Origin of the sequence: Exiguobacterium sp. s133 (assembly GCF_018618595.1) — a bacterium.
GTDB classification, from domain to species: Bacteria; Bacillota; Bacilli; order Exiguobacteriales; family Exiguobacteriaceae; genus Exiguobacterium_A; species Exiguobacterium_A oxidotolerans.
The window spans coordinates 175,566-196,968 of sequence record NZ_JACSMK010000003.1 but is presented as its reverse complement, the minus strand read 5'-3'; the positions used below and the strand labels follow the sequence as shown (position 1 = coordinate 196,968).

Sequence of the window (21,403 nt, the reverse complement as noted above, 5' to 3'; positions counted from 1 at the left end):
CGTGATTTCCGACATGAATCGCTTTTAAGGGAAAGGGTAACCAAAACCAGCCCTGCATCGTAGCGTAGCGGCGTAAAAGATTGGCGCTAAGAGGCGATTTGAGAAAAGAATGAAATGAGCGGCTAAACATTCATGAACACCAGATTTTTAATTGTTCTACAACATGCCTACCTTTAGCGAGGTAGGTTTTTTTATTTCATTTCAGTAATTTTATTTTAATTTGTTTACGCTTTCAATTAAAACATTGTTTCTTAAATGAGGACTTGCTATACTGTTGGTGAACACGGGGAACTTGCGCACGAATTACGGATCAACGAGCGATGTACAGTCAAAACGATGTTTTATATTACATTGTCTTATAACGGTCAATGATTTCATTAAAGGGGAGCTGAGCACATGGGACAGAAACTCAACTGGACGGCAACACTCGGATTGACGACGGCGCTACTCGCTGCGTCGCTACCGATGCAACCGGTCGCGGCGGAAACGGCAACCTCCGTCACGGAGCGGGTCGACGCACAACTCGATCAGATGACGCTCGAACAGAAAATCGGACAAATGATCATGCCGGATTTCCGGCTGTGGGACGGGGGCGACCATACGCAGCTGGCACCGGAAGTCGGACGGGTCATCGACCGGTTTGATTTAGGCGGCGTCATCTTGTTTGCGGAAAATGTCAGTGCAACGGAACAGACGACGAAACTGGTCCATGACTTGCAGGAAGTCATCAAAAGTGACGCGAGTAACGACATTCCACTGTTCGTGACGATTGACCAGGAAGGTGGCATCGTCACACGCCTCGGGACGGGGACGAATTTACCGGGCAACATGGCACTCGGGGCGACCCGCAGTCCGGTTTACGCGGAAGCGGCAGGAAGCATCATCGGGTCCGAGTTGAAGGCCCTCGGCATCAACGTCAACTTTGGTCCGGTCCTAGACGTCAACAACAACCCGGGCAATCCGGTCATCGGCGTCCGCTCGTTTTCGAGTGATCCGAACCTGGTTGGGGAACTCGGTTCGGCAATGACACGCGGCATCCAGGAGCAAGGTGTCGTTGCGACGGCGAAACACTTCCCGGGACACGGCGATACGGCGGTCGATTCGCATTACGGTCTGCCGGTCGTCGATAAATCACTTGAAGCATTACAACAGCTTGAACTGATTCCGTTTAAACGGGCGATTGCGGAAGGCATCGACATGATCATGACGGCACATATCGGCATGCCGCAAATTGAAGATGAAGTCGTCGAGTCCAAACAAGGGACGTTCCCGTTACCGGCGACGTTGTCGGATGACGTCATCACCGGTGTCCTGCGCGAAGAACTCGGCTATGACGGACTTGTCGTCACCGATGCCTTGAACATGCAGGCGATTGCCGACAACTTCACGGAGTCGGAAGCCGTCATCAAGACGTTTAAAGCAGGCGTCGATATCGCCTTGATGCCGACGATTTTAAGATCCGCGAGCGACGTGACGAAACTGGAGTCGATTTTTGACGACGTGATTGAAGCCGTCGAAAGTGGTGACTTAAAAGAAGCGGACATCAATCGTTCCGTCGAGCGGATTCTGACGCTCAAAGCGACACGCGGCATTTGGAAGGAAACGGACAAACCAGTCACGCTCGATGAAAAACTGGCCCAAGCGAATACAATCGTCGGTAGTCCGGAACATAAAGCGCTTGAGCGGCAGATGACGGAAGCGGCGGTCACGCTCGTCAAAAATGATCGGAAGACATTGCCGTTCAAACCGAAAAAAGGCGAGACGATCCTTGTCCTGTCACCGGCAAAAGATCAGACGGACAGTATGGTCAAGACGATCCGGTCGCTTGAAAAAAACGCCGGTAACCTGAAACGCGTCAACATCTTGACGGAAAATTATACAGCGTCGACACCGCACCTGGATCAAAATCCGAATCTGCAGGAAAAGCTGGATGCGGCGGACTACATCATCATCGGCTCAAACGTCAACAACAGTGACAAGCTGAAAGCGACGGCGGCGGATCATTATGTACCGGCGGAAGTCTTCCGTCAGGCAAAACGGACCAACACACCGTCCGTCCTGCTCAGTCTCCGGAATCCGTATGATGTCGCCGTGCAACCGGACGCGAAAGCGCAACTGCTTGTCTACGGTTTCAAGGGCGATCCGAACGGACCCGACTCGGAAGCCGGGAACACGAAATCGGCCGGACCGAATTTACCGGCAGGAATCCGTGCCATCTTTGGTGAAGTGAAACCACAGGGAAAACTACCGGTCGATGTCCCGAAATTTGAGGACGGTCTGTTTAAAGAGGCGCTTCATCTCGAGTTTGGAGACGGGTTCCGGAACTGGAACCGGTAAGTGTGAAGGGAATAGGTGAGCTCAATCAATCGGATTGGGCTTTCGCTATTGACTTTTTTTGCAATAAAATTTTAATGATTTGTTAAGTGGAGTAAACTAAAGTTTTTTAAGGGTTACATAGTGAGTAGAGAGGGTGTTGACGATGTTAGATAAATTAGCGACAGAACGACGAAACGAACGAACGATGCACCTGGATGACATGGCGGTCGAAGAGGTTCTGCGTGTCATGAATGAAGAAGATGCGTCGGTTGCGAGCATCATCCGACAAGAAATTCCGGTGATTGCAGAAGTCGTCAAACAGATCATTACGTCGTTTCAGGCCGGTGGGCGCCTGATCTACATTGGAGCCGGGACGAGCGGACGACTCGGTGTCCTCGACGCGGCGGAATGTGTGCCGACGTTCGGTGTCTCGCCGGACATGGTCGTCGGACTGATTGCGGGTGGGGAACGGGCACTGATTCAAGCCGTCGAAGGGGCGGAAGACAGTCAGACGCTTGCCGTCGAAGATTTACAGGCACTTAAAGTAAACGTAAACGACACCGTCATCGGCATCGCGGCGAGCGGACGGACGCCGTATGTCATCGGCGGACTGGATTATGCACACGAAGTCGGTGCGACGACGGCTGCCCTGTCCTGTAACAAACAAGCGGTCATCAGTAAGCACGCGCAGTACAAGATTGAAGTCGAAACCGGACCGGAAGTCTTGACCGGTTCAACTCGACTCAAAGCAGGCACGGCACAAAAACTTGTCCTGAACATGATTTCGACGGCGGCGATGATCGGCGTCGGAAAGGTCTATCAAAACTTGATGGTCGACGTCCAGTCGACGAACGAAAAGTTAGAAGTCCGTGCGAAACGGATGATCGTCGAAGCGACCGGGGTTGACGGAGAGACGGCAGCGCGTACTTTCACTTCGGCGAACGGTCACGTCAAGACGGCGATCGTGATGATTTTAGCCGACATATCGTATGATGAAGCAGTCGAACGCTTGCACCGCGCAAACGGATTCGTCCGTGATGCACTTTAAGGGGGGATAAAAGATGAAAAAAGAAGAAATCTTGGCGGAAGCCATCCTCGCACAGGTCGGGGGAACGGATAACATTCGGCAACTCGCCCACTGCATGACACGGGTCCGATTGTCGCTGAAAGACCCGACGAAAGCAGACATCGAGGCACTTAAACAAATCGACGGTGTCATGGGTGTCATCGATGACGAGACGTTGCAACTCGTCGTCGGACCGGGGACGGTCAACCGGGTCGCGGATCATCTCAGCCGCACGACAGGACTTGCAATCGGTGAGGAATCGGTCGACGAAAACTTGACGTTCGAGGAACGGGCCGCGATCGAACGGCAAAAAGTTAAAGAGAAACAAAAATCCCCGTTCAAGCGCTTCTTGCGCCGGATCGGGAACATCTTCATCCCGCTCATCCCGGGACTGGTCGCATCCGGAATCATCAACGGCGGAGCGAACTTCGCGAAGAATGCCGGAGTCGATGCAACAGTGACCTGGATGCAGATTCTATTGTTACTCGGAAGTACCGTCTTTGCCTACTTAGCGATCCTCGTCGGCTGGAACACGGCGAAGGAGTTTGGCGGCACACCTGTCCTCGGAGCGATTGCCGGCGGGATTCTATTTAATCCGTTACTCGTCGACATCGTTATATACGGGGAACCGCTCGTCGTCGGTCGGGGTGGGTTGTTTGGTGTCATCTTTGCCGCCTGGCTGATGACCTATCTTGAAAAACACATCCGCCGCTTCATGCCGGTCTCGATCGATATCATCTTTACACCGCTGTTTACGGTCTTGATTGTCGGCTTTACGGCACTTTATGCAATCATGCCGGTCGCCGGCATCTTGTCCGACGGCATCATGTTAGGCATCAATGCAACGCTTGAAGTCGGTGGACCACTCGCCGGTGCCGTGCTCGCCGGATTCTTCCTGCCGCTCGTCATGGTCGGTCTCCATCATGGCTTGACACCGATTCATTTGGAGCTCCTGAACACGATTGGCGATACGCCACTCTTACCGATTCTCGCGATGGCAGGTGCCGGACAAGTCGGGGCGGCACTGGCGATTTTCGTCAAGACGCGGAATCAGCGTTTACGTAACATCATCAAGGGGGCGATTCCGGTCGGTTTCCTCGGAATCGGTGAACCGCTATTGTACGGGGTCACGTTGCCGCTCGGTCGTCCATTCTTGACGGCTTGTATGGGAGCGGCCGTCGGTGGCGCGTTCCAGGCGACGATGAAGACGACGGCGCTTGGAATCGGTGTATCCGGTCTATCATTGACACCGTTGATTGATAACGGGATGTACTTGACGTATATCGCCGGTCTTATCATCTCGTACGCGGCAGGATTCCTGTTTACGTATTGGTTTGGCTTTAAGGAGGAAATGGCAGACGGGATTTAACGGGGATAGAGGATTTCAGAAGAAATAAAAAGATGGAAGATCACGTTTGAGGTGATGTTCCATCTTTTTTTGACTCCCGGCCCATTCAAAATCAATGAGCAAAAAACTGATTCACTGATTTATCGGACTTCAGCTGATTCCGGATCAGCTTTTTCAAGTCTTTTTCCTGTTCGATTGTGCTGAGTTGCGTGTTGTACCACCCGTCAAGCTGTTCCCGCGTCACCTTGAAGGTATAGTCCGGGAACGAAAAGGTGATGTGGTCGACATTGTCGACAAGTGCAAAGAGATAGGTTGCATTATACAAGACCGTTTCTTTGATTTCTTGTTCGACTTCTTCTGTCTCAATTTCTTTATAGTCTAAAGTGATTCCGTACGGTGTTTGTCTGGTTTCAAGAGCGATTTGTCGCAACTCTTGATGGTGTGCCAATTGCTTGACGATCGTTCCGACAGCACTGTTATCGCCGACATAAGTATGTTTGTAGTGGAACAGGTCTATCTTTGAATCAGCACGTTGGCTGTAGCCGTTCCAAATCAGTACGAGGCAGGCAATCGACAGCAATGGGATTAAAATTCGTTTCATCGATAATCGCTCCTTTAAGTATCTCCTCCTCATGGTATCATAATTTGTAGAATACCTCCTAAAAAATTCTTATATTGGGACTTTAGTAACAATTCGTCAAGAGTGAACATCTAGTCAATCAAGAGGAGTGAAGCAGATGAAAGGACTCGCCGTTTATTTAAGTGAACCGTTGACTGATGAGGCGAAAGACAACATCCGACAGATGCGGACAATTGGTTTTACCTCAATCTTTACCTCATTACATATTCCGGAAGACGACCCGACGCTGTATACGAAGCGCTTGCGGGACCTCGGGGCGCTCGCTCGGGAGCTCGAGATGGAACTCGTCGCGGATATCGCACCAAGTTCGCTTGCCGCACTAGGCAAGACGTGGGACGATGCTGCTACCTTAATCGAATGGGGCGTGACCGGTCTGCGGGTCGATTATGGCATCACGCCGAAGCAGGTCGCGGACTTGTCAAAACAGATGATGGTCGCCTTAAACGCCAGCACGCTGACGGCAGAGGAGCTCGCTGCGATGAAAGCGGAGGGGCTTGTCCTTGAGCAGGTCGAGGCGTGGCACAACTATTATCCGCGACCGGAAACAGGACTCGATCTGGGCTGGTTCAATGATAAAAATGAATGGCTCCGTGGGCAGGGAATCCGTGTCCAAGCGTTCATTCCGGGAGACGGACAACGGCGTGGTCCGCTTCATGCCACGTTACCGACGCTCGAAGACCACCGCAGGAGAGCACCGTTTGCCTGTTACCTCGAGCTTCAAGCATCCGTCGACCGGATTCTGATCGGAGACCCCGGTTTGTCGGCGAGCACGATGAACCAGTTTGCTGCCTATCAGGAGGGAATCATTGTCCTCCGGGCGACGGGTCCAAGCGGTGATCCGTTGTTGACGCGCGTACAGACGAACCGGTTGGATCCGGCACGCGACGTCATCCGGTCCGTCGAGTCGCGTAGCTCCGGTCGGCCGGGCAATGGATGGCTTGAACCCGCGACCGTATCAGACCGGCCTGTCGGCTCGATCACGATCGACAATCTTAAGTACGGACGGTACGCCGGCGAATTGCAAGTCACGAAACGGAATCTTGCGGGCGACGAACGGGTCAATGTCATCGGTCGCGTGATCGAGGCGGATCGGCCGTTGCTGCAACAGATTGGACCCGGGGGACGGTTTCAAATCGAATGGTGCTGATCGTAGTGGCCTAACAGCAGGTCACGTAAGAAGAGACGTCCATGCCTTGCATATGCTCGGCGTGGGACGTCTCTTGTTGTTTTTGTGCAAGCTATCATGATTAGCTCCATGTCATCTATCTCGTGAAGGGGGCGGAAACATCATCCGTTGACCAGTTTTTCCGAATCGCTTCAAGGACAACCTCCGGATCATCCCAGTGCAAGATGTGGGAAGTCGACGGAGCAGATATTACCGTCCCACCGGTTTTCTCCTGCCAGATGGCAATCGCTTCTTGGCGGAACGGTTCATCCGAGACGGGTAACGTCGCCCGCAGCAACAGTACGTTGTCTCCCGGGACGTCGTCAAGGAAGTCGAGAATTTCGTCCTGATACATTGCCGCCAGGATCGCACGCGCCGTTTTCGCACGGGCATGCCAGTAATACCGTCCGTCCTGCATCCTGACGAAATCTTGTCCGGCCAAGTCAAGTAACGGCGACCGGCGCATCTTCGGTCCATAGACAGCGACGTCTAAAAACGCTTCGAGTGTTGCGACCGATTCTTCGAAGTCGGTCTCGTAAAAGGCAGCTTCCTGCTCGAGGAGTGTGCCACGCAACCGTTTACTCTGATACCCGCCGTCAATCAAAATCGATCCGCGGACCCGCTCCGGCTGTTCCTTCTGATAAAAGAGCGCGATGAAACTGCCCCAGGAGTGCGAGAGAAAATAGAAATCTTGGATTTGTAGAAGTTCAAACAGTTGGTTCAACCAGTTAGAAAAGCGCGCGAACTGATAATCACGTTCGTCCGTGAACGGTGCCGTTTTCCCGTGACCCGGGGCGTCAATCGAAACAATCCGGTAGTCATGTTTCAAGGAATCAGCCAGTTCAATGAAGCTGAGGCTTGTTCCGCCGAGGCCGTGCAGGCAAAAAATCACCGGACGGTCCGGTTCGCCCCATTCGGTGACCTGTGTAGAGGTACCTGCGCATTCAATGTTATACCGTTTCATTTGACTTCCTCCGTTTCGATAGGTGAGTTCTTACTTTTTAACCATTATTATACATCATTTACTGTATACTGAAGCTAAGAAATTGAAGGGAAACACTATGGAGGGAATGCGGAATGAAAATTACAGTTGCGACACTTTGGACGGATCAGGTAAAACCGATGCAGGACTTTTACACTGGGACACTTAGTTTTCCGCTCGTCGAGGAAACGGAAACATCCTTTGCGGTCCAAATCGGAACGAGTCAGCTTCGGTTTGAACAGGACACGATGCAGGAAGAGAAACAATATCACTTTGCGTTCAATATTCCGGGAGATGCGTTTCAGCTGGCGAAGAATTGGTTGCAGCAGCACGTACCGTTATTGATCGAGGACGGTGCGGACGAAATCTATTTCGAAAACATCGATGCCCATTCCGTCTACTTTTACGATCCGGACGAGAACGTCGTCGAATTGATTGCCCGGCGTGATGTCAATCCGGATAAGTCGCTTTCAACGTTTAGCGTACAGGATATACTCGATATCGGTGAAATGAACGTGACGACGCCGGACGTCGCCGGTGTCGGGGCAAGATTTGCTGAACTGGGTATCGTTCGGCGGGATCTTCAGCCGATCAAACCGGATGTCCTGAACTTCCTCGGAGAAGCGGAAGACGGAACCCATCTGTTGCTCGGGCGCGCCGGACGGCCGTGGTTATTTTCACCGAAAATAGCGCTGACGAGTCCGCTCGAGTTAGAGATCGATAATCAGATGCATGTCCGACTTGATCGGGAGGGTGTGCTGCATCGTAAATAAGAGGTAGAACGGTGTCTACGCGATTAAAAATATGTTAATGACGTCTAAAAGAGGAGAGTGAATCATGAAAAGAGTCAATGTGTTCAGGCGTTTTCTAGCTGCTGCTTTTCTGTTGTATGGAGGATACTTAGCTGTATTTGAAGGACCGGACACGCTCAGCATCGCTTTAATTTTAGCGGGCATTACCCAGTTAACGGTTGATTTAGTTTTTCCGAAGAACGATTCGGTTGATGAGCGGCAACGGTCCGTCCAGTCGAAAAGTGGCAGTACATCTTATGCTTTAAGTATTGTGTATGCGTTCTCTCTCTTAGCGCTCGTTCACTTTAATCTCATTCAACATGTCATGACGGCGTTATTGATCATGTTTAGCTTGCAAATGCTTACGTACACGGCAATGCTGTTCTTGTATAAACGCGTTATGTAGTAAAGATTAAAAATTGTTAAAAACGACGCTAGCAAGCTCCTAATGCCCGAACGCTTGGCGACCGTTAGCGACGGACGGACGTTTACTGATTGACAACGTATTTGTAATGTATTTAGTGAAGGTACATTGAAAGGAGAAGATGGTTTTGAATAAATACTATATGGCTGCCATCGTAGCGATCATCATATCGGCTGTATTATTCTTTACGAGTACATATGAGACAAAAGCAGGTGCAGTAATGCTAGCCATTTGTGTAGGTGCATTTGTAAAATTTACTGCAGATGGTGTATTGTCGACTGCTAAAAAATAAGTCTTAAAATAATTTGAATTGAGGCTGGAACAGAGCACGGTTTCGAGGGTATTTTTCTATGAGGAAAACCGAAGATGAAACGTAAACTAGGCTTCACTCTTGTAGTGGCAAACCTGAGAAAGTGGCCCATTCAGACTATTGCCTGAGGGCCAATCTGATAATATAGAACGAAAAAAGAAGGAATTGCGCATCTATGACGATGGCAATTCCTTCTTTCCATTCTAAGTCAGCTAGTCATATCGCATTCTAATAGTATTCCGACAGCTGCTCTCGTGACGCTTCCGTTAAATAACCGAGCGACAAGAAGCTTTGAACGAAGCGGAAAGAATCCGCAGGTTGATTCGGCGCCAGGTCGTCAGCGAAGTGATGCGGTGTCTTGTGCACCTCGATGCCGGCAGCCTGCAGTTTGACGAAGTCAAAGTCGAGGACGACCGTATCCGTCTCGTCCCAAGGGGGTTCTGAGTTCGAATAGAACTGATGGACGGTCTGTGCGAGTTGATTTGTTATAGGGTTCAGCTCAAACAGTAAATAACCGCTATGCGGACTTTCCGTGTGAAGGTTTGTAGAGATGCCGCCCCGGGCAACGATTGCCGGTAAAAACTGACGATGGGTGTAGTGTCTGAGAATCATGCCGGCCGGCCTCCTTTTGCTATCAAAATTGACTGTTTTGCATTTTGTTCAACAATTGATCAAACGTTTGATGATCGTTTTTCGTAAAGGACTGAAAGTAACGCTCGTCGATGACTTCGATGACCGGCGCGGATGCCTGGACGAGTGTTTCCCCGTCCGCCGTCAGAACGATCCGTTTTTCACGGTCAATCCGTTTACGGGTTAAGAGTCGGTTTTGCATCAGTTTTTTAAGCGTCTGTGAAATCGATCCGCTCGAGAGCTCGAGTGTCGTCTCAAGCGACTTTTGTGTCGCGCTCTCTAGTTGGTACAACGTATAGAGCATATCGAATTGAGAACGTGAGAGTTCCCATTGTTTTAACGTATCATTGACTTCTTTGACGTAACGATTGTGGATGCGTTGGATCGATTGCCAGTGTCCAATCGATGAAAAGGCAGCATGTGGATTCATCGAACTTCCCCTTCCTGTTGTTGTGTACTATGGAGCTGCATTACAAGTTGATGTAACGCGTGTTGTTGCGATGTGGTCAAGGCATGAAATTGATTCGCTTGAAAACGTTCGTACTTCGGTAAGACTTCGTTTAAAAACCGTTCTCCAGCCGGTGTCAGATGGAAATAGTTGACCTTGCGGTGACGTTGTTTTTCGATCAGTCGCTTGGCGAACAGCTTTTTAATCCCTTGAGAGATCGTCCCGTCCGTGACATGAATCAGGCGGGCGATTTCTTTTTGACTTGTACACGTCGTCGACTTTAAGCAGCGCAAGACCTCGAACATCGTGTGCGAGAGGTCCCACGTCTTTAAGAAGGCATTGACTTGTTTCGTTTGATGATTGTGGTACGTCGTAATCGTGTTCCAGCATGCGATCGATAATGTCTCTGTATTGGGTTGCATATGTAACCTCTTGTTTTAAAGTGATAGTACGATTTGATTAGATACAAAATAACACAAAAAAGGGGGCGGGACTAGCTCTTATTTTTGGAAAAAACACATCGCTGTACAATACTTGTTCCAGTAGCAGGACAGGCGTTGTATAGCGATGTGTTTTTAATCGGCGCTTTGCTTGTTTACATTGTCTGCCGGGTGACGGCCCCAAGCTAAATAAAGGAGAGGGCCGATGTAATTGACACTGAAAATGGTGAGACCCCAAACCCACTTCGGTCCACGTGTCTGCTGACGCTTAAACAAATCGATACAAGCGACGGCGAGTAAACAAAACCCCGTCAAATAAATCGTTTTTTGTAAAAATGATTGAATATGATTCATAGTGTGTCACCGCACTCTCCAAAAATAATTGACGTTGATCATCAGATCGTTACGTCACAAAAAGTTCGGCATTGAAATTTTGAAGGATCAATGCATTTTGATGTAATTGAAAACCGTACCGGGTAAAACAATCTGTCGATACTTGGCCATGATGCGTGACGATTTCAAAGTCACCGCTGATTCGATAATAAAGATGACGTTTTTGTACATCATTAATCAAAGCTTCTAACAGAAGGTTACGTTCGCCGAGTCCTTCTTTGCGGACGTGGACGTCAAGTAACGTAAAGGTTGCAACCTCTTTATGATTACAATGATACGTTTTAGTATATTCAATCGTCATGTGTGACCGGGATGAGATTAGCGACTTGGTCGTTTGCGGATTCTCTAATAGCGTGACGTAATAGATAAAATCTAACTTGTGTACATTGCGAGTAACTTGGACGACTTGATTTTCGTTGTTGTAAGCCAGTCCTATTAAAGATTCCTGTGGATGATCCTGAATCGTAAGGGAGCGGCTCCTGCATACATCCGGCCATTCATTTTCGGGAATCCATTTTAGTGCAGGCCTCCGGGGTGTCCTGATGAATTTCATAATATGCGTGGAACCTCCTTTTTGACTAGTACTTTGAATATACACTTTTTGGAAAAATTATAAAAGGAACGGTATTAATATTATTTAACCAAAATCAAAAAAATGGACAGGGGGAAAGCATCTTTTCATTCCAGGCGGTCATTTTCCTGGAAGATATACGTTTATCACACCTGTAAGAGGGAAAATTCGTGTTGAAGTGTATATCTAAAAAAAGGAAGTGTCCGTTCATGCAGAAAAATCAACAGCGTTATGCGTTGCGCAACCTCGGGTCCGGTTTTTTATTCGGTCTGGGTCTCGTCGCATTTTTAGACGAAGTCATTTTTCACCAATTGTTAGGCTGGCATCATTTTTATGACAAATCAACGACCGCGGTCGGACTGTTTTCCGATGGTCTGTTTCACGCATTCAGTTGGTTCGCGACAGTGGCAGCCCTGTTTCTAGTTGCGGACTTACGGAGACGATCCGCCTTTTGGATGAAGCGGTGGATCAGTGGTGTGATGATCGGCGGAGGTTTTTTCCAATTGTACGATGGTCTGATCAATCATAAAGTCTTCGCAATTCATCAAATTCGTTACGGTGTGGAACTTCTTCCGTATGATATCGCTTGGAATGCAATCGCTGCGCTTATTTTAGCGGGAGGGATTGTGTTATTCCTGCAGACCGGGAAACAACTGCGGACGACAGAGGAGGTGAAATAAGTGATGCATACGCATGAAGGCATGGGAAACGGTTTTGAAACGAGTGTGACGCTCCTCGTGCTCGCCTTACTTCTCGTTTATCCGGTTGCCGCCTGGAAAACGAACAATCACTACCGGCGCTGGCCAATCCATCGGTACGTGTTTTGGGGAAGCGGGATACTGAGTGCCGGTGCTGCGCTCGTCGGTCCGGTTGCAGACTGGACACACATGAACTTCGCGGGACATATGACGGGGCATCTCTTACTCGGGATGCTCGCACCACTCCTGCTCGTGTTTGCGAAGCCGGTGACGTTATTGTTACGGACGCTACCCGTGCAGGCGGCAAGACGGGTGACGGGCGTCTTGAACAGTCAGCCGCTTGGTCTCTTGACGCACCCGATGACGGCAACGGTTTTAAACATCGGCGGCTTGTACCTGCTTTATACGACAGGACTCTATCCGATGATGCATCAGTCGACTGCACTCTATGCCCTGATTCATCTCCACGTCTTCCTGGCCGGTTACTTGTTTACAAGTGCCCTGATCTATATCGATTTGACGCCGCACCGCTACAGTCACGTCTACCGGGCGGGTATTTTAATACTGGCGTTGGCGGGGCATAAGATTCTTTCGAAATATCTCTACGCTCATCCACCCGGTGGAGTGGGGAAGGCGGAAGCGGAACAAGGGGCCATGCTGATGTATTACGGGGGAGATGTCGTTGATCTCGCGCTCATCATTATTCTTTGTTATCACTGGTACGAGGCGACGGCGCCGCGTTTACAAGCGTCAGAAACATTGGAAATGAGGCAGGAATGAAGAAGATGCTATATTCGTTCGAACATCCACATCATAATAAGAATCAACGGCAACACCAGCCGTAACGAAAACTGGAGAAGAAATTTGCAATAAGCGAATTCTTTCTTCGGTTTATGTCGTAATCTAGATGGAGGAACCACTATGAAATACATGCGTTACCTGATTTACTTCGGATTGATTGTCACGATCAATTATTATTTGTCAATGTACGTTACTGTCGATAAAAAGCTGCTCCATTCCTTGCTGGCGTTCGTCCTCTTAACCGGTGTTGCTTTCGTCTTGATTACGATTGAATATTTCTTTAATCGAAAAGTACATAAATCCCGCGACTAGTCCGTCGGGGCATGCGAAAAGGAGCACAAGCGTCGTCCAAAGTAATCGGACATGCTCGTGCTCCTGTTCTGTCTCAGTCAGGCTTTTCTTTTTTCGTTCAACTCTTCCGTTTCCGGATTACTCCAGCGCCACGCTGTCCGGCGACTGATGAACGATGTCAAAAACATCAGGAATGTCATGACTGGTAACAGAAGCCACCACGATTGCATGAAAAACAACGAGGCAAAGGAATCGATAAAAACAAAGGTATGGGCGACGTAAATCCACATGAACAGTGAACTGACGAATAGAATCGCTTCTGCCGTCGTAATGAAATCAAGTTTTTTCTCTTGCATACTTTACCTCCGATCAAGAGCGAACCGTCTCCCGGCTCGCAGTTGCTGCGACATGTTGTTCACTTTCGCTATCCAACAAAATCGTCCGGTTACGCCCTTGCTGCTTAGCGGTATACAACGCTTCGTCGGCGATGACACTCATCCGCTGAATATGAATGTTCTTCCCGTGGGCGACACCGATCGATGTCGTCACATCGATTGCCGGGAATCCATCGATTTGGAAGTGCTCAGCAGCAATTCGTTGACGAATCCGGTTTGCGACTTTGGTCGCTTTTTCCGGTGCTAAATCATAGATTAAGACCATGAACTCCTCGCCGCCAATCCGCGCCGTAAAATCATGCGGACGCGTTTCTTCTTTCAGAATGTTCGCGAACTGTTGTAGGACGAGGTCACCATTGCCATGCCCGTATGTATCATTGACGTGCTTAAAGTGGTCGATATCGAGCGCGAGAATATTGTAAATCCGACCTTCCTGTTCAAGTCCTGCCGTCCGAGTATCCCAAACCCGGCGATTGTAGAGACCGGTCAAATGATCGACTTCGGCTGACTTTTTATAAATGTCGACTTGCCGGTTCAACAGTTGAAAATCGAGCGTCAGCAGACTGGACAGAATACCGACTACCAAACCGATTGTCCATGTCGATAGCAGGAGGGTGAGGGCAGGTTGACCCCAACCTAAATTAATCAAGACGGCGATGGTGATCATTGATAATGCCCAGACGTTCATCGAGACATTTTGAAAAAACGGCCGATTGAGCAGTTTCCGGTGAAGCGCAAGCATCCCGAAACTGATGCAAAGGACGGCGGTGAAGCCGACGATAGCTTGTTCCGTCACCCCGAACAAGAAGCGGGAACAGGCAATGATCAGTGTTGCGATAACGAGCGGGAAGCGCCCCCCGTAAAACGCGAGCAAGACGAGTGGGAGGTGACGCAAATCCATCCGAAGCGTCTCATTGACGGCGATTCCCTTGAACATCAATAAAACACCCAGTGCCCCAGTCAAAAGGCCGACGATGATTGACTTGACGACATAAGATTCAAAATGGGTGGAATGGATAATTTTCGAGATGATATAAAACCCTGTGAAGGCAATGCAGGCATTCACGAGCAGTTCGACGATGAACATGGTTTTCACATCCTTGCACATGATACTTTCACATTACCACTTTGACAAAAGTTGTCAATAAAAGATAACCATTGGATATGTACATTTTTCATACACCAGATAATTTTATTCAATATAATTCAACCTGAAACCTTTTCTTCCTCCTTTTCGTAATATTAGTTGAAAAAGGGGGGAGACAGATGAGTACAACACTTGGTTCACTACTCGCCATATTGATTATGCTCGTCACAATTATTTATGGTGTCGTCTACATACAAAAAAAGAAGCGGAACACGGATCAGGAAGCGACTTACAAAATCGTTTTCACGACAGCGATTGTGCTGCTCGCTTTACCGTTTATCTTAACGATATTTAAGTAACATGGAGGTAGTATCTTGGAACAACTCATCATTCTTATCGGTTCATTTTTAATTGCGGGTGGGATGCTCTTTACGATCATCCGGGCGGGATCAATCGCTTACCGCCGGCAACAAATCTCAAAAGGACTGTTCGTGTTCGCGACCGTCTCATCGTCGATCGGGGCCGTGTTACTCGCGGGACTGCTGCCCTTATTGTTTAGTCTCTGGTTCGAGTGAAGACTAACGAAACGTGTGTCACTGATTTTTTAATCAGCTGACGCACGTTTTTTTATTTTTTTTCGAACAATTGTCGAAACGGTCCTGTTAATCCTTAAGAGAAAGGAGGCGAACCTCCTTTGCATATCAAAGGAGGAACGAGCGATGCACCCTTATGTACAAGTCGAGCACCGTGTCCTGCGCGACGGACAACAGTTTTCATCGGTTCATGAAAAAATGATTTATTTGATTTTGGCGAGTTATGCCGGAGCATCCGGGAGTGCCTTTCCGTCGCACCAGACGATTGCGGACGCCGTCCCGTGCGGCAAGACGACCGTCAAAGCGTGTCTTGCATCGTTACTTGAAAAAGGGTTGATTGAAAAGGAGGAACGCTTCAATCAACACGGTGGACAAACATCAAATGAATATCACGTCCGACCGGTTCCGGACGCGGTACGACTACCGGGGGAGCAGGAGCCGACTACCGGGGCGGCGCGAGGTGACGACGAAGAACCTGTCTTGAAGAAACAGTCTTTAAAAAAAGAACCATCCTCAACGGCGTCATCGGTCTTCACGTTGTTCGAAGCAGAAATTGGCTGCACCTCCCCTTGGATCAAGCAGCAACTGGCGCAAGCCGTGATAAAGACGAGTCATGACGTCGTCGTCCATGCAATTGAGCAAGCGGCAGCGGCGAATGTCCGCAAGTGGCAATACGTCAAAGCCGTCATCGATCAGTTACACGCGCGTCAGATCACGTCAGGTGAACAAATCAACCGTCATGAATCGAGACGGGCGGAACGACCGGCACGGACGAAGCCGACGAAGCACCGTTCGTCAGCCGTATTACCGGCTTGGGTCGAAATGGAGCGGACAGAGCAGCGGCTGTTCGAAGAAAAGCGACGAGCGGCTTGGACGGCGTCAGTCCCGGAAGAAGCCGAACTGACGGACTTGCTCGCCCAATTGATTTAAAAAATAAAGGAGGATACACAGATGACTATCAGCACAGCATGGTTACTCGAACGCGCCGATCGGAAATTATCCGTCAAGGGAATGGACGCGGATGTCGTCACGATTACGCGGAGCGTCATCAAAGAACTCGCACAACAACAGATTTACGTCGGCGTCGCGCAAAGCTACCGGACGAAACAGGAACAGGATGCCTTGTATGCTGTAGGACGGACACGCCCCGGAAAAATCGTCACCTACGCGCGCGGGGGACAGTCGAATCATAACTTCGGTGTCGCCGTCGATCTCTTTTGTTATTCATCTGACGGAACACGCGCTGAATTTTTAGCACCACCGGACAAACGGTTGTCACGGATTGTCGCGGCGATGAAGCAGCGACAGATGGAATGGGGCGGGGACTGGACACCATTTCGGGATTATCCGCACTTTCAACTGTTCGACGCCGTCAACGGGAAGAAGAAGCCGCACCTTGCCCCGCTTTATCTAGGACGTGCTCTAGCGAAAGGGAGTCAGGACAAGGAGACGATTCGCTTGATTCAAATGAAGTTACGTCTTCCGGCGAGCGGCCGGTTTGATGACGGTCTGACGCGTGCCGTCAAAGACTTTCAGCGACAGGTGAAAATCACAGTCGACGGAATCGTTGGCCCTGTAACATGGCGTCATTTGTTTCAGGAGGGACGCGGATTACGAAGCGATATGCAGCAGCCCTGCGACTGATCGTCCCCCTCTATTCGATTGTCAATTTGACGCTTCTTGCGAGCGGGTATGATCCGCTACCATTTGCAGAGACAGCCGTCGATCTTGCAGTGACGACGCTCGTCGGCATTTTGGGTACACTCGTCGCTTGGTGGAAAAACAATAACGTCACCCGGGCCGCAAAAGAGGCGCAAGCGTTGCTTGACGAACTCAAGCGCAGTGTTCCGACGGACTGAATGTGCGATGAACACTAATACTTTGAAGTCGAGATGCCGATAAAGAGGTGATGAATTGAATCGTTCTCGATTCTTGCGAGAGCGTATAAAGAGAGAGGTCTGACTGGACGTGAAATTTTCCGCATTGCAATGGTTCTTAATGACGGCTTTGTTTTCATTGATGTTTACAAGTATTTGGAGTTACACTGCGTTTTCTAATATCGAGCGGGAGAACGACCGGATTCTTGCAGAAGCGATTCCGATTTCGAATACAGCATCCCAATTGTTTCCTTTACTGCTCGATCAAGAATTAACGGTGCGGAGCTATTACCTGGAACGACGTCAGCAAGACTTCGAACAATTCCAGACGACGCGCGCGAACCTGCAGGCGTCGCTTGAAGCGTTAGAGCAGCTCGACGATCTTGACCTGACGATGCGCCGGATTTTACAAGAGGAGGCGGTGCCGCTCCTGCAACAGACCGATGCCTTTTATCAACGGCAGCTTATGTATATTCAACAAGACAATCTGATCGAAGCCGAGCGGAATCGTTATGACGGCATGGCGTACATCAATCAATTTCGCCAGATCGACATTAAAATCCGGGCTGAAATCGAACAGATTGTCATGGCAGCGACGAACCGGTCAAAAGCGGCCTCCTCCTCTGCGAAATGGGTCATCGTCATCGTGTTAAGTGTCGCCGTCTTGATTTTGTTCGCCTTTTTGCAGACGTTTCGGCTCGAACGCAGTAAACGTGCGTTGATTCGCCGGTCGCTGCACGATAGTTTGACGGGGATCCCGAACCGGCGGGCGTTCGACGAACACCTCGAGCGTGTCTTTGAAGAGGCACGGCTTTCCGCATCAGAAGTGACGCTCATCCTGCTCGACGTCGATGCCTTTAAACTCTATAACGATACGTATGGGCACTTACAAGGGGATGCCTGTCTGAAACAGGTCGCGAGTGTCCTGAAGAAGCAGGCTGGACCATTCGGACACGTCGCCCGGTACGGCGGTGAAGAGTTTGCAGTCATTCTCTCGGATCAATCGGCACAAGGTGAGCTTGTCGCCGAGCGGATCCGGACAGGGATTCTCGACTTGAAGTTACCCCATGAACGGTATGCGCCCCTGTGCCAAGTCAGTGTCAGTTTAGGGATGGCGACCGTTCAGCCGGATGATGCGCTAACGGAGATTCATTTAATTGATCGCGCCGACATGGCACTGTATGCGGCAAAAGCAGCGGGGAAAAATCAGCTCGTCCGTCACGATGCGAGTTGAATATGGATCGTAATCGTAAAAGGCAACAGCTTCTGCGGAAGCTGTTGCCTTTTTTGAATAAATTCAATGTAAAATCACACAGTACGAATTGTCGGAGATTAACGGTGCAGAAACCACAAACACGACGTTGATCGGTGTTCCACCCAGTTTAGCATCGAGTTGATGGAGCTGTGAACGGATTTTACGACTTAGCCCATAACGGATCTCGGTACTCAGTTCATCCATGTCTGCATCATGTACGTGTAACAGGAGTTGAAATGGTTCGAGCGAGAAAATAGAAAAATCGCAGTCGATTCGGGGGTCCTCAAATTGCTCATTCAACCCATTTTTAATAAAGTATGCTTCCTGTGCTGAAATCATCCCGTTTCACCTCGCTCTCTTGCGAAAAAACCTGTCCAAACCTGGATAAAAAAATCGGCTTGCCTTATATAGTAGTTATTACCCAGTTTTATCGGAAAATATCAGAAAAGCGACAGAAAATGAAATTTGATGATCAGTCGAAAAATAAAAAACGAAGCGGCGGAAGTCGTGCTCACGCCCTGCTTCGTTAATGTTAATGTTTAGAGGTGTTGTTTACGTAAAAAATCATCGGTCGCTTGCTTGAAAAACGTAAATTGATGAACTTTGAGTTGGCATTTGTTGCCGTAACGGACCTCGAAATAACCTGGATCGACGGGGGAAGGGAAACCGATTCGTTTGAACCATTCCGTGATTGTTTCATGACCATAACGTTGTAAATGTTTCGGTAGCCGAAAATTAAAAAATTGAATATGTTCGCGAATCAGCTCGGAAGATACATCATGATCCGGCTGGATGATGACGGTGACGTGATGCTCATAATCGAACCCCGCGAGTTGGAACCGGTTTGGTCGGTAAATCTTGATATAATAATAAAAAAAGGCGAGCGTCGCGAAGCTTAGAACGATTAAGATGAGAATATAAGGTGGAGCCGAAATGGAAGAGTCGAAACTCGTCCGAAAGAGCGGTTTTTCCGGCGTGATCGATTCGATGTCGACGACGGCACCACGGTCGACGTTGAACGATTCGATACTGGAAATGATGGACGAATCGCCTTGATTGCCGCAACGCGCTACGCACGAAGAATCAGCTGTTTTATGTAAAAGTGATAAGGCCGAAAAATATACGGACGGGAGGACGGATTGGGCAAATAAAACAAGGAAACACGTCAGACTGATGTACAAAAAAACTTTTAAACGAAATGACTGTGGCACCGGTTTACTCCTTTCTCTCAACCTGAATGGGATGAATCTTTAGGAAGAGTATAGCAAAAGAAGTACAGTCTGTTATTTGTTTTTTCAAAATATAGTCATTATTTACAAAAATAATAGGGGGCTTTTTGTGATGGAAGAATTACGAAGAAGTTTTCAAGCAGCGCGGCAGCAGGTCAGTGGACACGGCAAGCGGAACGTCGGTGTCCTAAAAGAAGCCTTGCTGAACGTCGCTGACGATACGGGAAGTGACATTTACGGGAACGGGGCGGTCATCAACGACTTCGAACAAAAAATCGCGGCGTTGCTCGGGCATGAATCGGCCGTCTTTTTCCCGAGCGGGACGATGGCGCAGCAAATCGCGTTACGGATTTGGTCCGATGACCGGGACAACCGGCACGTCGCCTACCACCCGCTTTGTCACTTAGAGCTGCATGAACAGGATGGCTTACGGCAGCTTCATCCGATCGAGCCGATCCTCGTCGGTGAACGGGACAAGATGATGACGCTAGACGACATCAAAGCCTTACCGGAAATCGCCTGCCTACTACTCGAACTGCCGAACCGCGAACTCGGTGGTGTCGCGCCATCATTCAGCGCGTTAGAAGCGATTGTCGCCTACTGCCGGGAGCAGGGAATCCGTCTTCATCTTGACGGTGCCCGTTTGCTGGAACTGTTGCCGTATTATGACAAACCGGCAAGCGACGTCGCGAGCTTGTTCGACAGCGTCTACTTATCATTTTATAAAGGGCTCGGCGGGATTGCTGGTGCGATCCTTGCCGGCCCGAAGGCGTTTACGACAGAAGCACGGATTTGGAAACGACGTTATGGCGGCGACTTGATCAGTCTCTATCCCTATGTCATTTCGTCCGACTATTATTATGAGCAACGCAAGGACCGGATGGGGCACTATTATGAGCAGGCAAAGTACGCCGCCGAGCGGTTGAACACGATCGACAACATTTTCACGACACCGCGCGTTCCGGTCTTAAACATGTTCCACCTCCACTTTAATGGTGAAATGGCAGACGTCGCTGCACGATTGGCGCACATCCAGGATCAACTTGGACTTGGACTCGTCGGATACCTCGTCGAACACGACGGATACTGTTCGACGGAAATCAGTTTCGGTGACGCCTTCGACGCCGTCTCAAACGAGGCGTTCGAACAGTTGATCACCCGCTTGACGGCAGAATTTTCAGCTTAACGGGATTGAGTAGGCTGTTTCCCGGGAATGGACGGATGTAGGCGATGGTAGCTGCTGATTTTTTCAGTGATCATTTGTTCCGTCAGTTGTAATTCGGCAAGCTGCGCCCGGACAAGGGCTTGGTGCTGTTCGAGCAGGGCGAGCCGATCAAGCGTCGTATCGTGATCGTCTGAAGAAGCGCGGAACAACACGACATACTGCCGGATTTGGTCAATCGGCATGTGTGTCGCCCGCAGGCGGAGGACGAACCGGAGCCAGTCGATGCGCTTGTCATCGTACTGCCGGACGCCGCTTGCCGTCCGGTCCGGAAACAGCAGTCCTTCCTTTTCGTAATAACGAATCGTGTGGGCACTCGTATCAGTCAATCGACTGACTTCTGAGATGGAATACATCAACATCACCTTTTCTGCTTGACTTAGAGTTCACTCGAAGGAGTAGACTCTCACTATACCAAAACGAAATGGGGA

General features: G+C 49.5%; 29 protein-coding genes. 17 read left to right on the top strand and 12 right to left on the bottom strand.

Annotated features, from left to right (window positions below):
- Window positions 1-396: 396 nt before the first annotated feature.
- From KNP96_RS05840 to KNP96_RS05830, 3 genes are all read left to right on the top strand, one after another.
- The gene (locus tag KNP96_RS05840; RefSeq protein ID WP_214769453.1) at window positions 397-2,337 is read left to right on the top strand and encodes a glycoside hydrolase family 3 protein; all 1,941 of its coding nucleotides are present in this window, start codon (window positions 397-399) and stop codon (window positions 2,335-2,337) included.
- A 142-nt stretch (window positions 2,338-2,479) separates the two neighbouring features.
- Entirely contained in the window at window positions 2,480-3,364 is an 885-nt protein-coding gene (murQ, locus tag KNP96_RS05835) for an N-acetylmuramic acid 6-phosphate etherase (protein WP_214765767.1), read from the top strand.
- A gap of 13 nt (window positions 3,365-3,377) precedes the next feature.
- Complete coding sequence (locus KNP96_RS05830) at window positions 3,378-4,751, top strand: PTS transporter subunit EIIC (RefSeq protein WP_214765770.1); 1,374 nt, start codon at window positions 3,378-3,380, stop codon at window positions 4,749-4,751.
- A 91-nt stretch (window positions 4,752-4,842) separates the two neighbouring features.
- On the opposite strand, the gene KNP96_RS05825 is transcribed toward KNP96_RS05830, so the two are convergent.
- Window positions 4,843-5,331, bottom strand: coding sequence for a DUF4825 domain-containing protein (locus KNP96_RS05825; RefSeq protein WP_214769451.1), 489 nt, complete (start codon window positions 5,329-5,331; stop codon window positions 4,843-4,845).
- 136 nt (window positions 5,332-5,467) lie between these two features.
- Here KNP96_RS05825 and KNP96_RS05820 point away from each other — a divergent pair, with 136 nt between their 5' ends.
- Window positions 5,468-6,517, top strand: a complete 1,050-nt coding sequence (locus KNP96_RS05820; protein WP_214769448.1) for a DUF871 domain-containing protein — start codon at window positions 5,468-5,470, stop codon at window positions 6,515-6,517.
- A gap of 115 nt (window positions 6,518-6,632) precedes the next feature.
- Here KNP96_RS05820 and KNP96_RS05815 read toward each other — a convergent pair whose 3' ends face one another.
- Window positions 6,633-7,499: an alpha/beta fold hydrolase gene (locus KNP96_RS05815; protein ID WP_214769445.1), complete on the bottom strand. Its 867-nt coding sequence runs from the start codon at window positions 7,497-7,499 to the stop codon at window positions 6,633-6,635.
- Window positions 7,500-7,612: 113 nt separating this feature from the next.
- Between KNP96_RS05815 and KNP96_RS05810 the strand changes: the two genes are divergently transcribed.
- From KNP96_RS05810 to KNP96_RS05800, 3 genes are all read left to right on the top strand, one after another.
- Window positions 7,613-8,290 carry a glyoxalase gene (locus tag KNP96_RS05810; protein ID WP_214769442.1) on the top strand — a complete coding sequence of 226 codons (678 nt, stop codon included), beginning with the start codon at window positions 7,613-7,615 and terminating at the stop codon, window positions 8,288-8,290.
- Window positions 8,291-8,354: 64 nt separating this feature from the next.
- On the top strand, window positions 8,355-8,714 hold the full coding sequence (locus KNP96_RS05805; protein WP_214769439.1) for a DUF2178 domain-containing protein: 360 nt from the start codon (window positions 8,355-8,357) through the stop codon (window positions 8,712-8,714).
- A gap of 145 nt (window positions 8,715-8,859) precedes the next feature.
- Window positions 8,860-9,024: a hypothetical protein gene (locus KNP96_RS05800; protein WP_214769437.1), complete on the top strand. Its 165-nt coding sequence runs from the start codon at window positions 8,860-8,862 to the stop codon at window positions 9,022-9,024.
- A 246-nt stretch (window positions 9,025-9,270) separates the two neighbouring features.
- Here the strand turns inward: KNP96_RS05800 and KNP96_RS05795 are convergent, their stop codons facing one another.
- The 5 genes from KNP96_RS05795 to KNP96_RS05775 form a co-directional block, all read right to left on the bottom strand.
- Window positions 9,271-9,654, bottom strand: coding sequence for a hypothetical protein (locus KNP96_RS05795; protein ID WP_214769434.1), 384 nt, complete (start codon window positions 9,652-9,654; stop codon window positions 9,271-9,273).
- A gap of 22 nt (window positions 9,655-9,676) precedes the next feature.
- Window positions 9,677-10,102, bottom strand: coding sequence for a MarR family winged helix-turn-helix transcriptional regulator (locus KNP96_RS05790; RefSeq protein WP_088836956.1), 426 nt, complete (start codon window positions 10,100-10,102; stop codon window positions 9,677-9,679).
- The gene (locus tag KNP96_RS05785) at window positions 10,099-10,542 is read right to left on the bottom strand and encodes a MarR family winged helix-turn-helix transcriptional regulator (RefSeq protein ID WP_088836957.1); all 444 of its coding nucleotides are present in this window, start codon (window positions 10,540-10,542) and stop codon (window positions 10,099-10,101) included. Before KNP96_RS05785 ends, KNP96_RS05790 begins: the two co-directional genes overlap by 4 nt.
- Window positions 10,543-10,695: 153 nt before the next feature.
- The gene (locus KNP96_RS05780) at window positions 10,696-10,914 is read right to left on the bottom strand and encodes a PLD nuclease N-terminal domain-containing protein (protein WP_088836958.1); all 219 of its coding nucleotides are present in this window, start codon (window positions 10,912-10,914) and stop codon (window positions 10,696-10,698) included.
- A gap of 49 nt (window positions 10,915-10,963) precedes the next feature.
- Entirely contained in the window at window positions 10,964-11,506 is a 543-nt protein-coding gene (locus KNP96_RS05775) for a hypothetical protein (RefSeq protein ID WP_088836959.1), read from the bottom strand.
- A 227-nt stretch (window positions 11,507-11,733) separates the two neighbouring features.
- Here KNP96_RS05775 and KNP96_RS05770 point away from each other — a divergent pair, with 227 nt between their 5' ends.
- The 3 genes from KNP96_RS05770 to KNP96_RS05760 all read left to right on the top strand — a co-directional run bounded on the left by KNP96_RS05770 (window position 11,734) and on the right by KNP96_RS05760 (window position 13,335).
- On the top strand, window positions 11,734-12,204 hold the full coding sequence (locus KNP96_RS05770) for a DUF2243 domain-containing protein (RefSeq protein WP_088836960.1): 471 nt from the start codon (window positions 11,734-11,736) through the stop codon (window positions 12,202-12,204).
- A gap of 3 nt (window positions 12,205-12,207) precedes the next feature.
- Window positions 12,208-13,002 (top strand): cytochrome c oxidase assembly protein, encoded by a 795-nt coding sequence (locus KNP96_RS05765; RefSeq protein WP_214769815.1) that lies wholly within the window; start codon window positions 12,208-12,210, stop codon window positions 13,000-13,002.
- Window positions 13,003-13,143: 141 nt separating this feature from the next.
- The gene (locus KNP96_RS05760; protein WP_214769431.1) at window positions 13,144-13,335 is read left to right on the top strand and encodes a hypothetical protein; all 192 of its coding nucleotides are present in this window, start codon (window positions 13,144-13,146) and stop codon (window positions 13,333-13,335) included.
- 77 nt (window positions 13,336-13,412) lie between these two features.
- Here the strand turns inward: KNP96_RS05760 and KNP96_RS05755 are convergent, their stop codons facing one another.
- Both KNP96_RS05755 and KNP96_RS05750 read right to left on the bottom strand, forming a co-directional pair.
- The gene (locus tag KNP96_RS05755; protein ID WP_088836962.1) at window positions 13,413-13,670 is read right to left on the bottom strand and encodes a hypothetical protein; all 258 of its coding nucleotides are present in this window, start codon (window positions 13,668-13,670) and stop codon (window positions 13,413-13,415) included.
- A 13-nt stretch (window positions 13,671-13,683) separates the two neighbouring features.
- Window positions 13,684-14,796, bottom strand: a complete 1,113-nt coding sequence (locus KNP96_RS05750) for a GGDEF domain-containing protein (RefSeq protein ID WP_088836963.1) — start codon at window positions 14,794-14,796, stop codon at window positions 13,684-13,686.
- A gap of 179 nt (window positions 14,797-14,975) precedes the next feature.
- On the opposite strand from KNP96_RS05750, the gene KNP96_RS05745 reads away from it, so the two are divergent.
- The 6 genes from KNP96_RS05745 (at window position 14,976) to KNP96_RS05720 (ending at window position 18,500) form a co-directional block, all read left to right on the top strand.
- Complete coding sequence (locus KNP96_RS05745) at window positions 14,976-15,155, top strand: hypothetical protein (protein WP_088836964.1); 180 nt, start codon at window positions 14,976-14,978, stop codon at window positions 15,153-15,155.
- A gap of 15 nt (window positions 15,156-15,170) precedes the next feature.
- Window positions 15,171-15,371 carry a hypothetical protein gene (locus KNP96_RS05740; protein ID WP_088836965.1) on the top strand — a complete coding sequence of 67 codons (201 nt, stop codon included), beginning with the start codon at window positions 15,171-15,173 and terminating at the stop codon, window positions 15,369-15,371.
- A 144-nt stretch (window positions 15,372-15,515) separates the two neighbouring features.
- Window positions 15,516-16,319 carry a helix-turn-helix domain-containing protein gene (locus KNP96_RS05735; RefSeq protein WP_214769429.1) on the top strand — a complete coding sequence of 268 codons (804 nt, stop codon included), beginning with the start codon at window positions 15,516-15,518 and terminating at the stop codon, window positions 16,317-16,319.
- A gap of 21 nt (window positions 16,320-16,340) precedes the next feature.
- Window positions 16,341-17,033: a M15 family metallopeptidase gene (locus KNP96_RS05730; RefSeq protein WP_214769427.1), complete on the top strand. Its 693-nt coding sequence runs from the start codon at window positions 16,341-16,343 to the stop codon at window positions 17,031-17,033.
- The gene (locus KNP96_RS05725; protein ID WP_251135735.1) at window positions 16,970-17,248 is read left to right on the top strand and encodes an SPP1 phage holin family protein; all 279 of its coding nucleotides are present in this window, start codon (window positions 16,970-16,972) and stop codon (window positions 17,246-17,248) included. Before KNP96_RS05730 ends, KNP96_RS05725 begins: the two co-directional genes overlap by 64 nt.
- A 109-nt stretch (window positions 17,249-17,357) precedes the next feature.
- Window positions 17,358-18,500, top strand: coding sequence for a GGDEF domain-containing protein (locus tag KNP96_RS05720; protein ID WP_214769425.1), 1,143 nt, complete (start codon window positions 17,358-17,360; stop codon window positions 18,498-18,500).
- A gap of 63 nt (window positions 18,501-18,563) precedes the next feature.
- Here KNP96_RS05720 and KNP96_RS05715 read toward each other — a convergent pair whose 3' ends face one another.
- Entirely contained in the window at window positions 18,564-18,860 is a 297-nt protein-coding gene (locus KNP96_RS05715) for a hypothetical protein (RefSeq protein WP_088836969.1), read from the bottom strand.
- 200 nt (window positions 18,861-19,060) lie between these two features.
- Window positions 19,061-19,732: a hypothetical protein gene (locus KNP96_RS05710; protein WP_088836970.1), complete on the bottom strand. Its 672-nt coding sequence runs from the start codon at window positions 19,730-19,732 to the stop codon at window positions 19,061-19,063.
- 127 nt (window positions 19,733-19,859) lie between these two features.
- On the opposite strand from KNP96_RS05710, the gene KNP96_RS05705 reads away from it, so the two are divergent.
- Window positions 19,860-20,936, top strand: a complete 1,077-nt coding sequence (locus tag KNP96_RS05705) for a threonine aldolase family protein (protein ID WP_353048312.1) — start codon at window positions 19,860-19,862, stop codon at window positions 20,934-20,936.
- On the opposite strand, the gene KNP96_RS05700 is transcribed toward KNP96_RS05705, so the two are convergent.
- Window positions 20,933-21,328: a MerR family transcriptional regulator gene (locus tag KNP96_RS05700; RefSeq protein WP_214769422.1), complete on the bottom strand. Its 396-nt coding sequence runs from the start codon at window positions 21,326-21,328 to the stop codon at window positions 20,933-20,935. The two genes, KNP96_RS05705 and KNP96_RS05700, sit on opposite strands and share 4 nt — an antisense overlap.
- Window positions 21,329-21,403: the final 75 nt, after the last annotated feature.

What these genes read in the sequence shown, in the direction of transcription:
- KNP96_RS05840 (WP_214769453.1), top strand. Translation starts at nt 397, where the DNA reads ATGGGACAGAAACTCAACTGGACGGCAACACTCGGATTGACGACGGCG.
- murQ (WP_214765767.1), top strand. Translation starts at nt 2,480, where the DNA reads ATGTTAGATAAATTAGCGACAGAACGACGAAACGAACGAACGATGCAC.
- KNP96_RS05830 (WP_214765770.1), top strand. Translation starts at nt 3,378, where the DNA reads ATGAAAAAAGAAGAAATCTTGGCGGAAGCCATCCTCGCACAGGTCGGG.
- KNP96_RS05825 (WP_214769451.1), bottom strand. Translation starts at nt 5,331, where the DNA reads ATGAAACGAATTTTAATCCCATTGCTGTCGATTGCCTGCCTCGTACTG.
- KNP96_RS05820 (WP_214769448.1), top strand. Translation starts at nt 5,468, where the DNA reads ATGAAAGGACTCGCCGTTTATTTAAGTGAACCGTTGACTGATGAGGCG.
- KNP96_RS05815 (WP_214769445.1), bottom strand. Translation starts at nt 7,499, where the DNA reads ATGAAACGGTATAACATTGAATGCGCAGGTACCTCTACACAGGTCACC.
- KNP96_RS05810 (WP_214769442.1), top strand. Translation starts at nt 7,613, where the DNA reads ATGAAAATTACAGTTGCGACACTTTGGACGGATCAGGTAAAACCGATG.
- KNP96_RS05805 (WP_214769439.1), top strand. Translation starts at nt 8,355, where the DNA reads ATGAAAAGAGTCAATGTGTTCAGGCGTTTTCTAGCTGCTGCTTTTCTG.
- KNP96_RS05795 (WP_214769434.1), bottom strand. Translation starts at nt 9,654, where the DNA reads ATGATTCTCAGACACTACACCCATCGTCAGTTTTTACCGGCAATCGTT.
- KNP96_RS05790 (WP_088836956.1), bottom strand. Translation starts at nt 10,102, where the DNA reads ATGAATCCACATGCTGCCTTTTCATCGATTGGACACTGGCAATCGATC.
- KNP96_RS05785 (WP_088836957.1), bottom strand. Translation starts at nt 10,542, where the DNA reads ATGCAACCCAATACAGAGACATTATCGATCGCATGCTGGAACACGATT.
- KNP96_RS05780 (WP_088836958.1), bottom strand. Translation starts at nt 10,914, where the DNA reads ATGAATCATATTCAATCATTTTTACAAAAAACGATTTATTTGACGGGG.
- KNP96_RS05775 (WP_088836959.1), bottom strand. Translation starts at nt 11,506, where the DNA reads ATGAAATTCATCAGGACACCCCGGAGGCCTGCACTAAAATGGATTCCC.
- KNP96_RS05770 (WP_088836960.1), top strand. Translation starts at nt 11,734, where the DNA reads ATGCAGAAAAATCAACAGCGTTATGCGTTGCGCAACCTCGGGTCCGGT.
- KNP96_RS05765 (WP_214769815.1), top strand. Translation starts at nt 12,208, where the DNA reads ATGCATACGCATGAAGGCATGGGAAACGGTTTTGAAACGAGTGTGACG.
- KNP96_RS05760 (WP_214769431.1), top strand. Translation starts at nt 13,144, where the DNA reads ATGAAATACATGCGTTACCTGATTTACTTCGGATTGATTGTCACGATC.
- KNP96_RS05755 (WP_088836962.1), bottom strand. Translation starts at nt 13,670, where the DNA reads ATGCAAGAGAAAAAACTTGATTTCATTACGACGGCAGAAGCGATTCTA.
- KNP96_RS05750 (WP_088836963.1), bottom strand. Translation starts at nt 14,796, where the DNA reads ATGTTCATCGTCGAACTGCTCGTGAATGCCTGCATTGCCTTCACAGGG.
- KNP96_RS05745 (WP_088836964.1), top strand. Translation starts at nt 14,976, where the DNA reads ATGAGTACAACACTTGGTTCACTACTCGCCATATTGATTATGCTCGTC.
- KNP96_RS05735 (WP_214769429.1), top strand. Translation starts at nt 15,516, where the DNA reads ATGCACCCTTATGTACAAGTCGAGCACCGTGTCCTGCGCGACGGACAA.
- KNP96_RS05730 (WP_214769427.1), top strand. Translation starts at nt 16,341, where the DNA reads ATGACTATCAGCACAGCATGGTTACTCGAACGCGCCGATCGGAAATTA.
- KNP96_RS05725 (WP_251135735.1), top strand. Translation starts at nt 16,970, where the DNA reads ATGGCGTCATTTGTTTCAGGAGGGACGCGGATTACGAAGCGATATGCA.
- KNP96_RS05715 (WP_088836969.1), bottom strand. Translation starts at nt 18,860, where the DNA reads ATGATTTCAGCACAGGAAGCATACTTTATTAAAAATGGGTTGAATGAG.
- KNP96_RS05700 (WP_214769422.1), bottom strand. Translation starts at nt 21,328, where the DNA reads ATGTATTCCATCTCAGAAGTCAGTCGATTGACTGATACGAGTGCCCAC.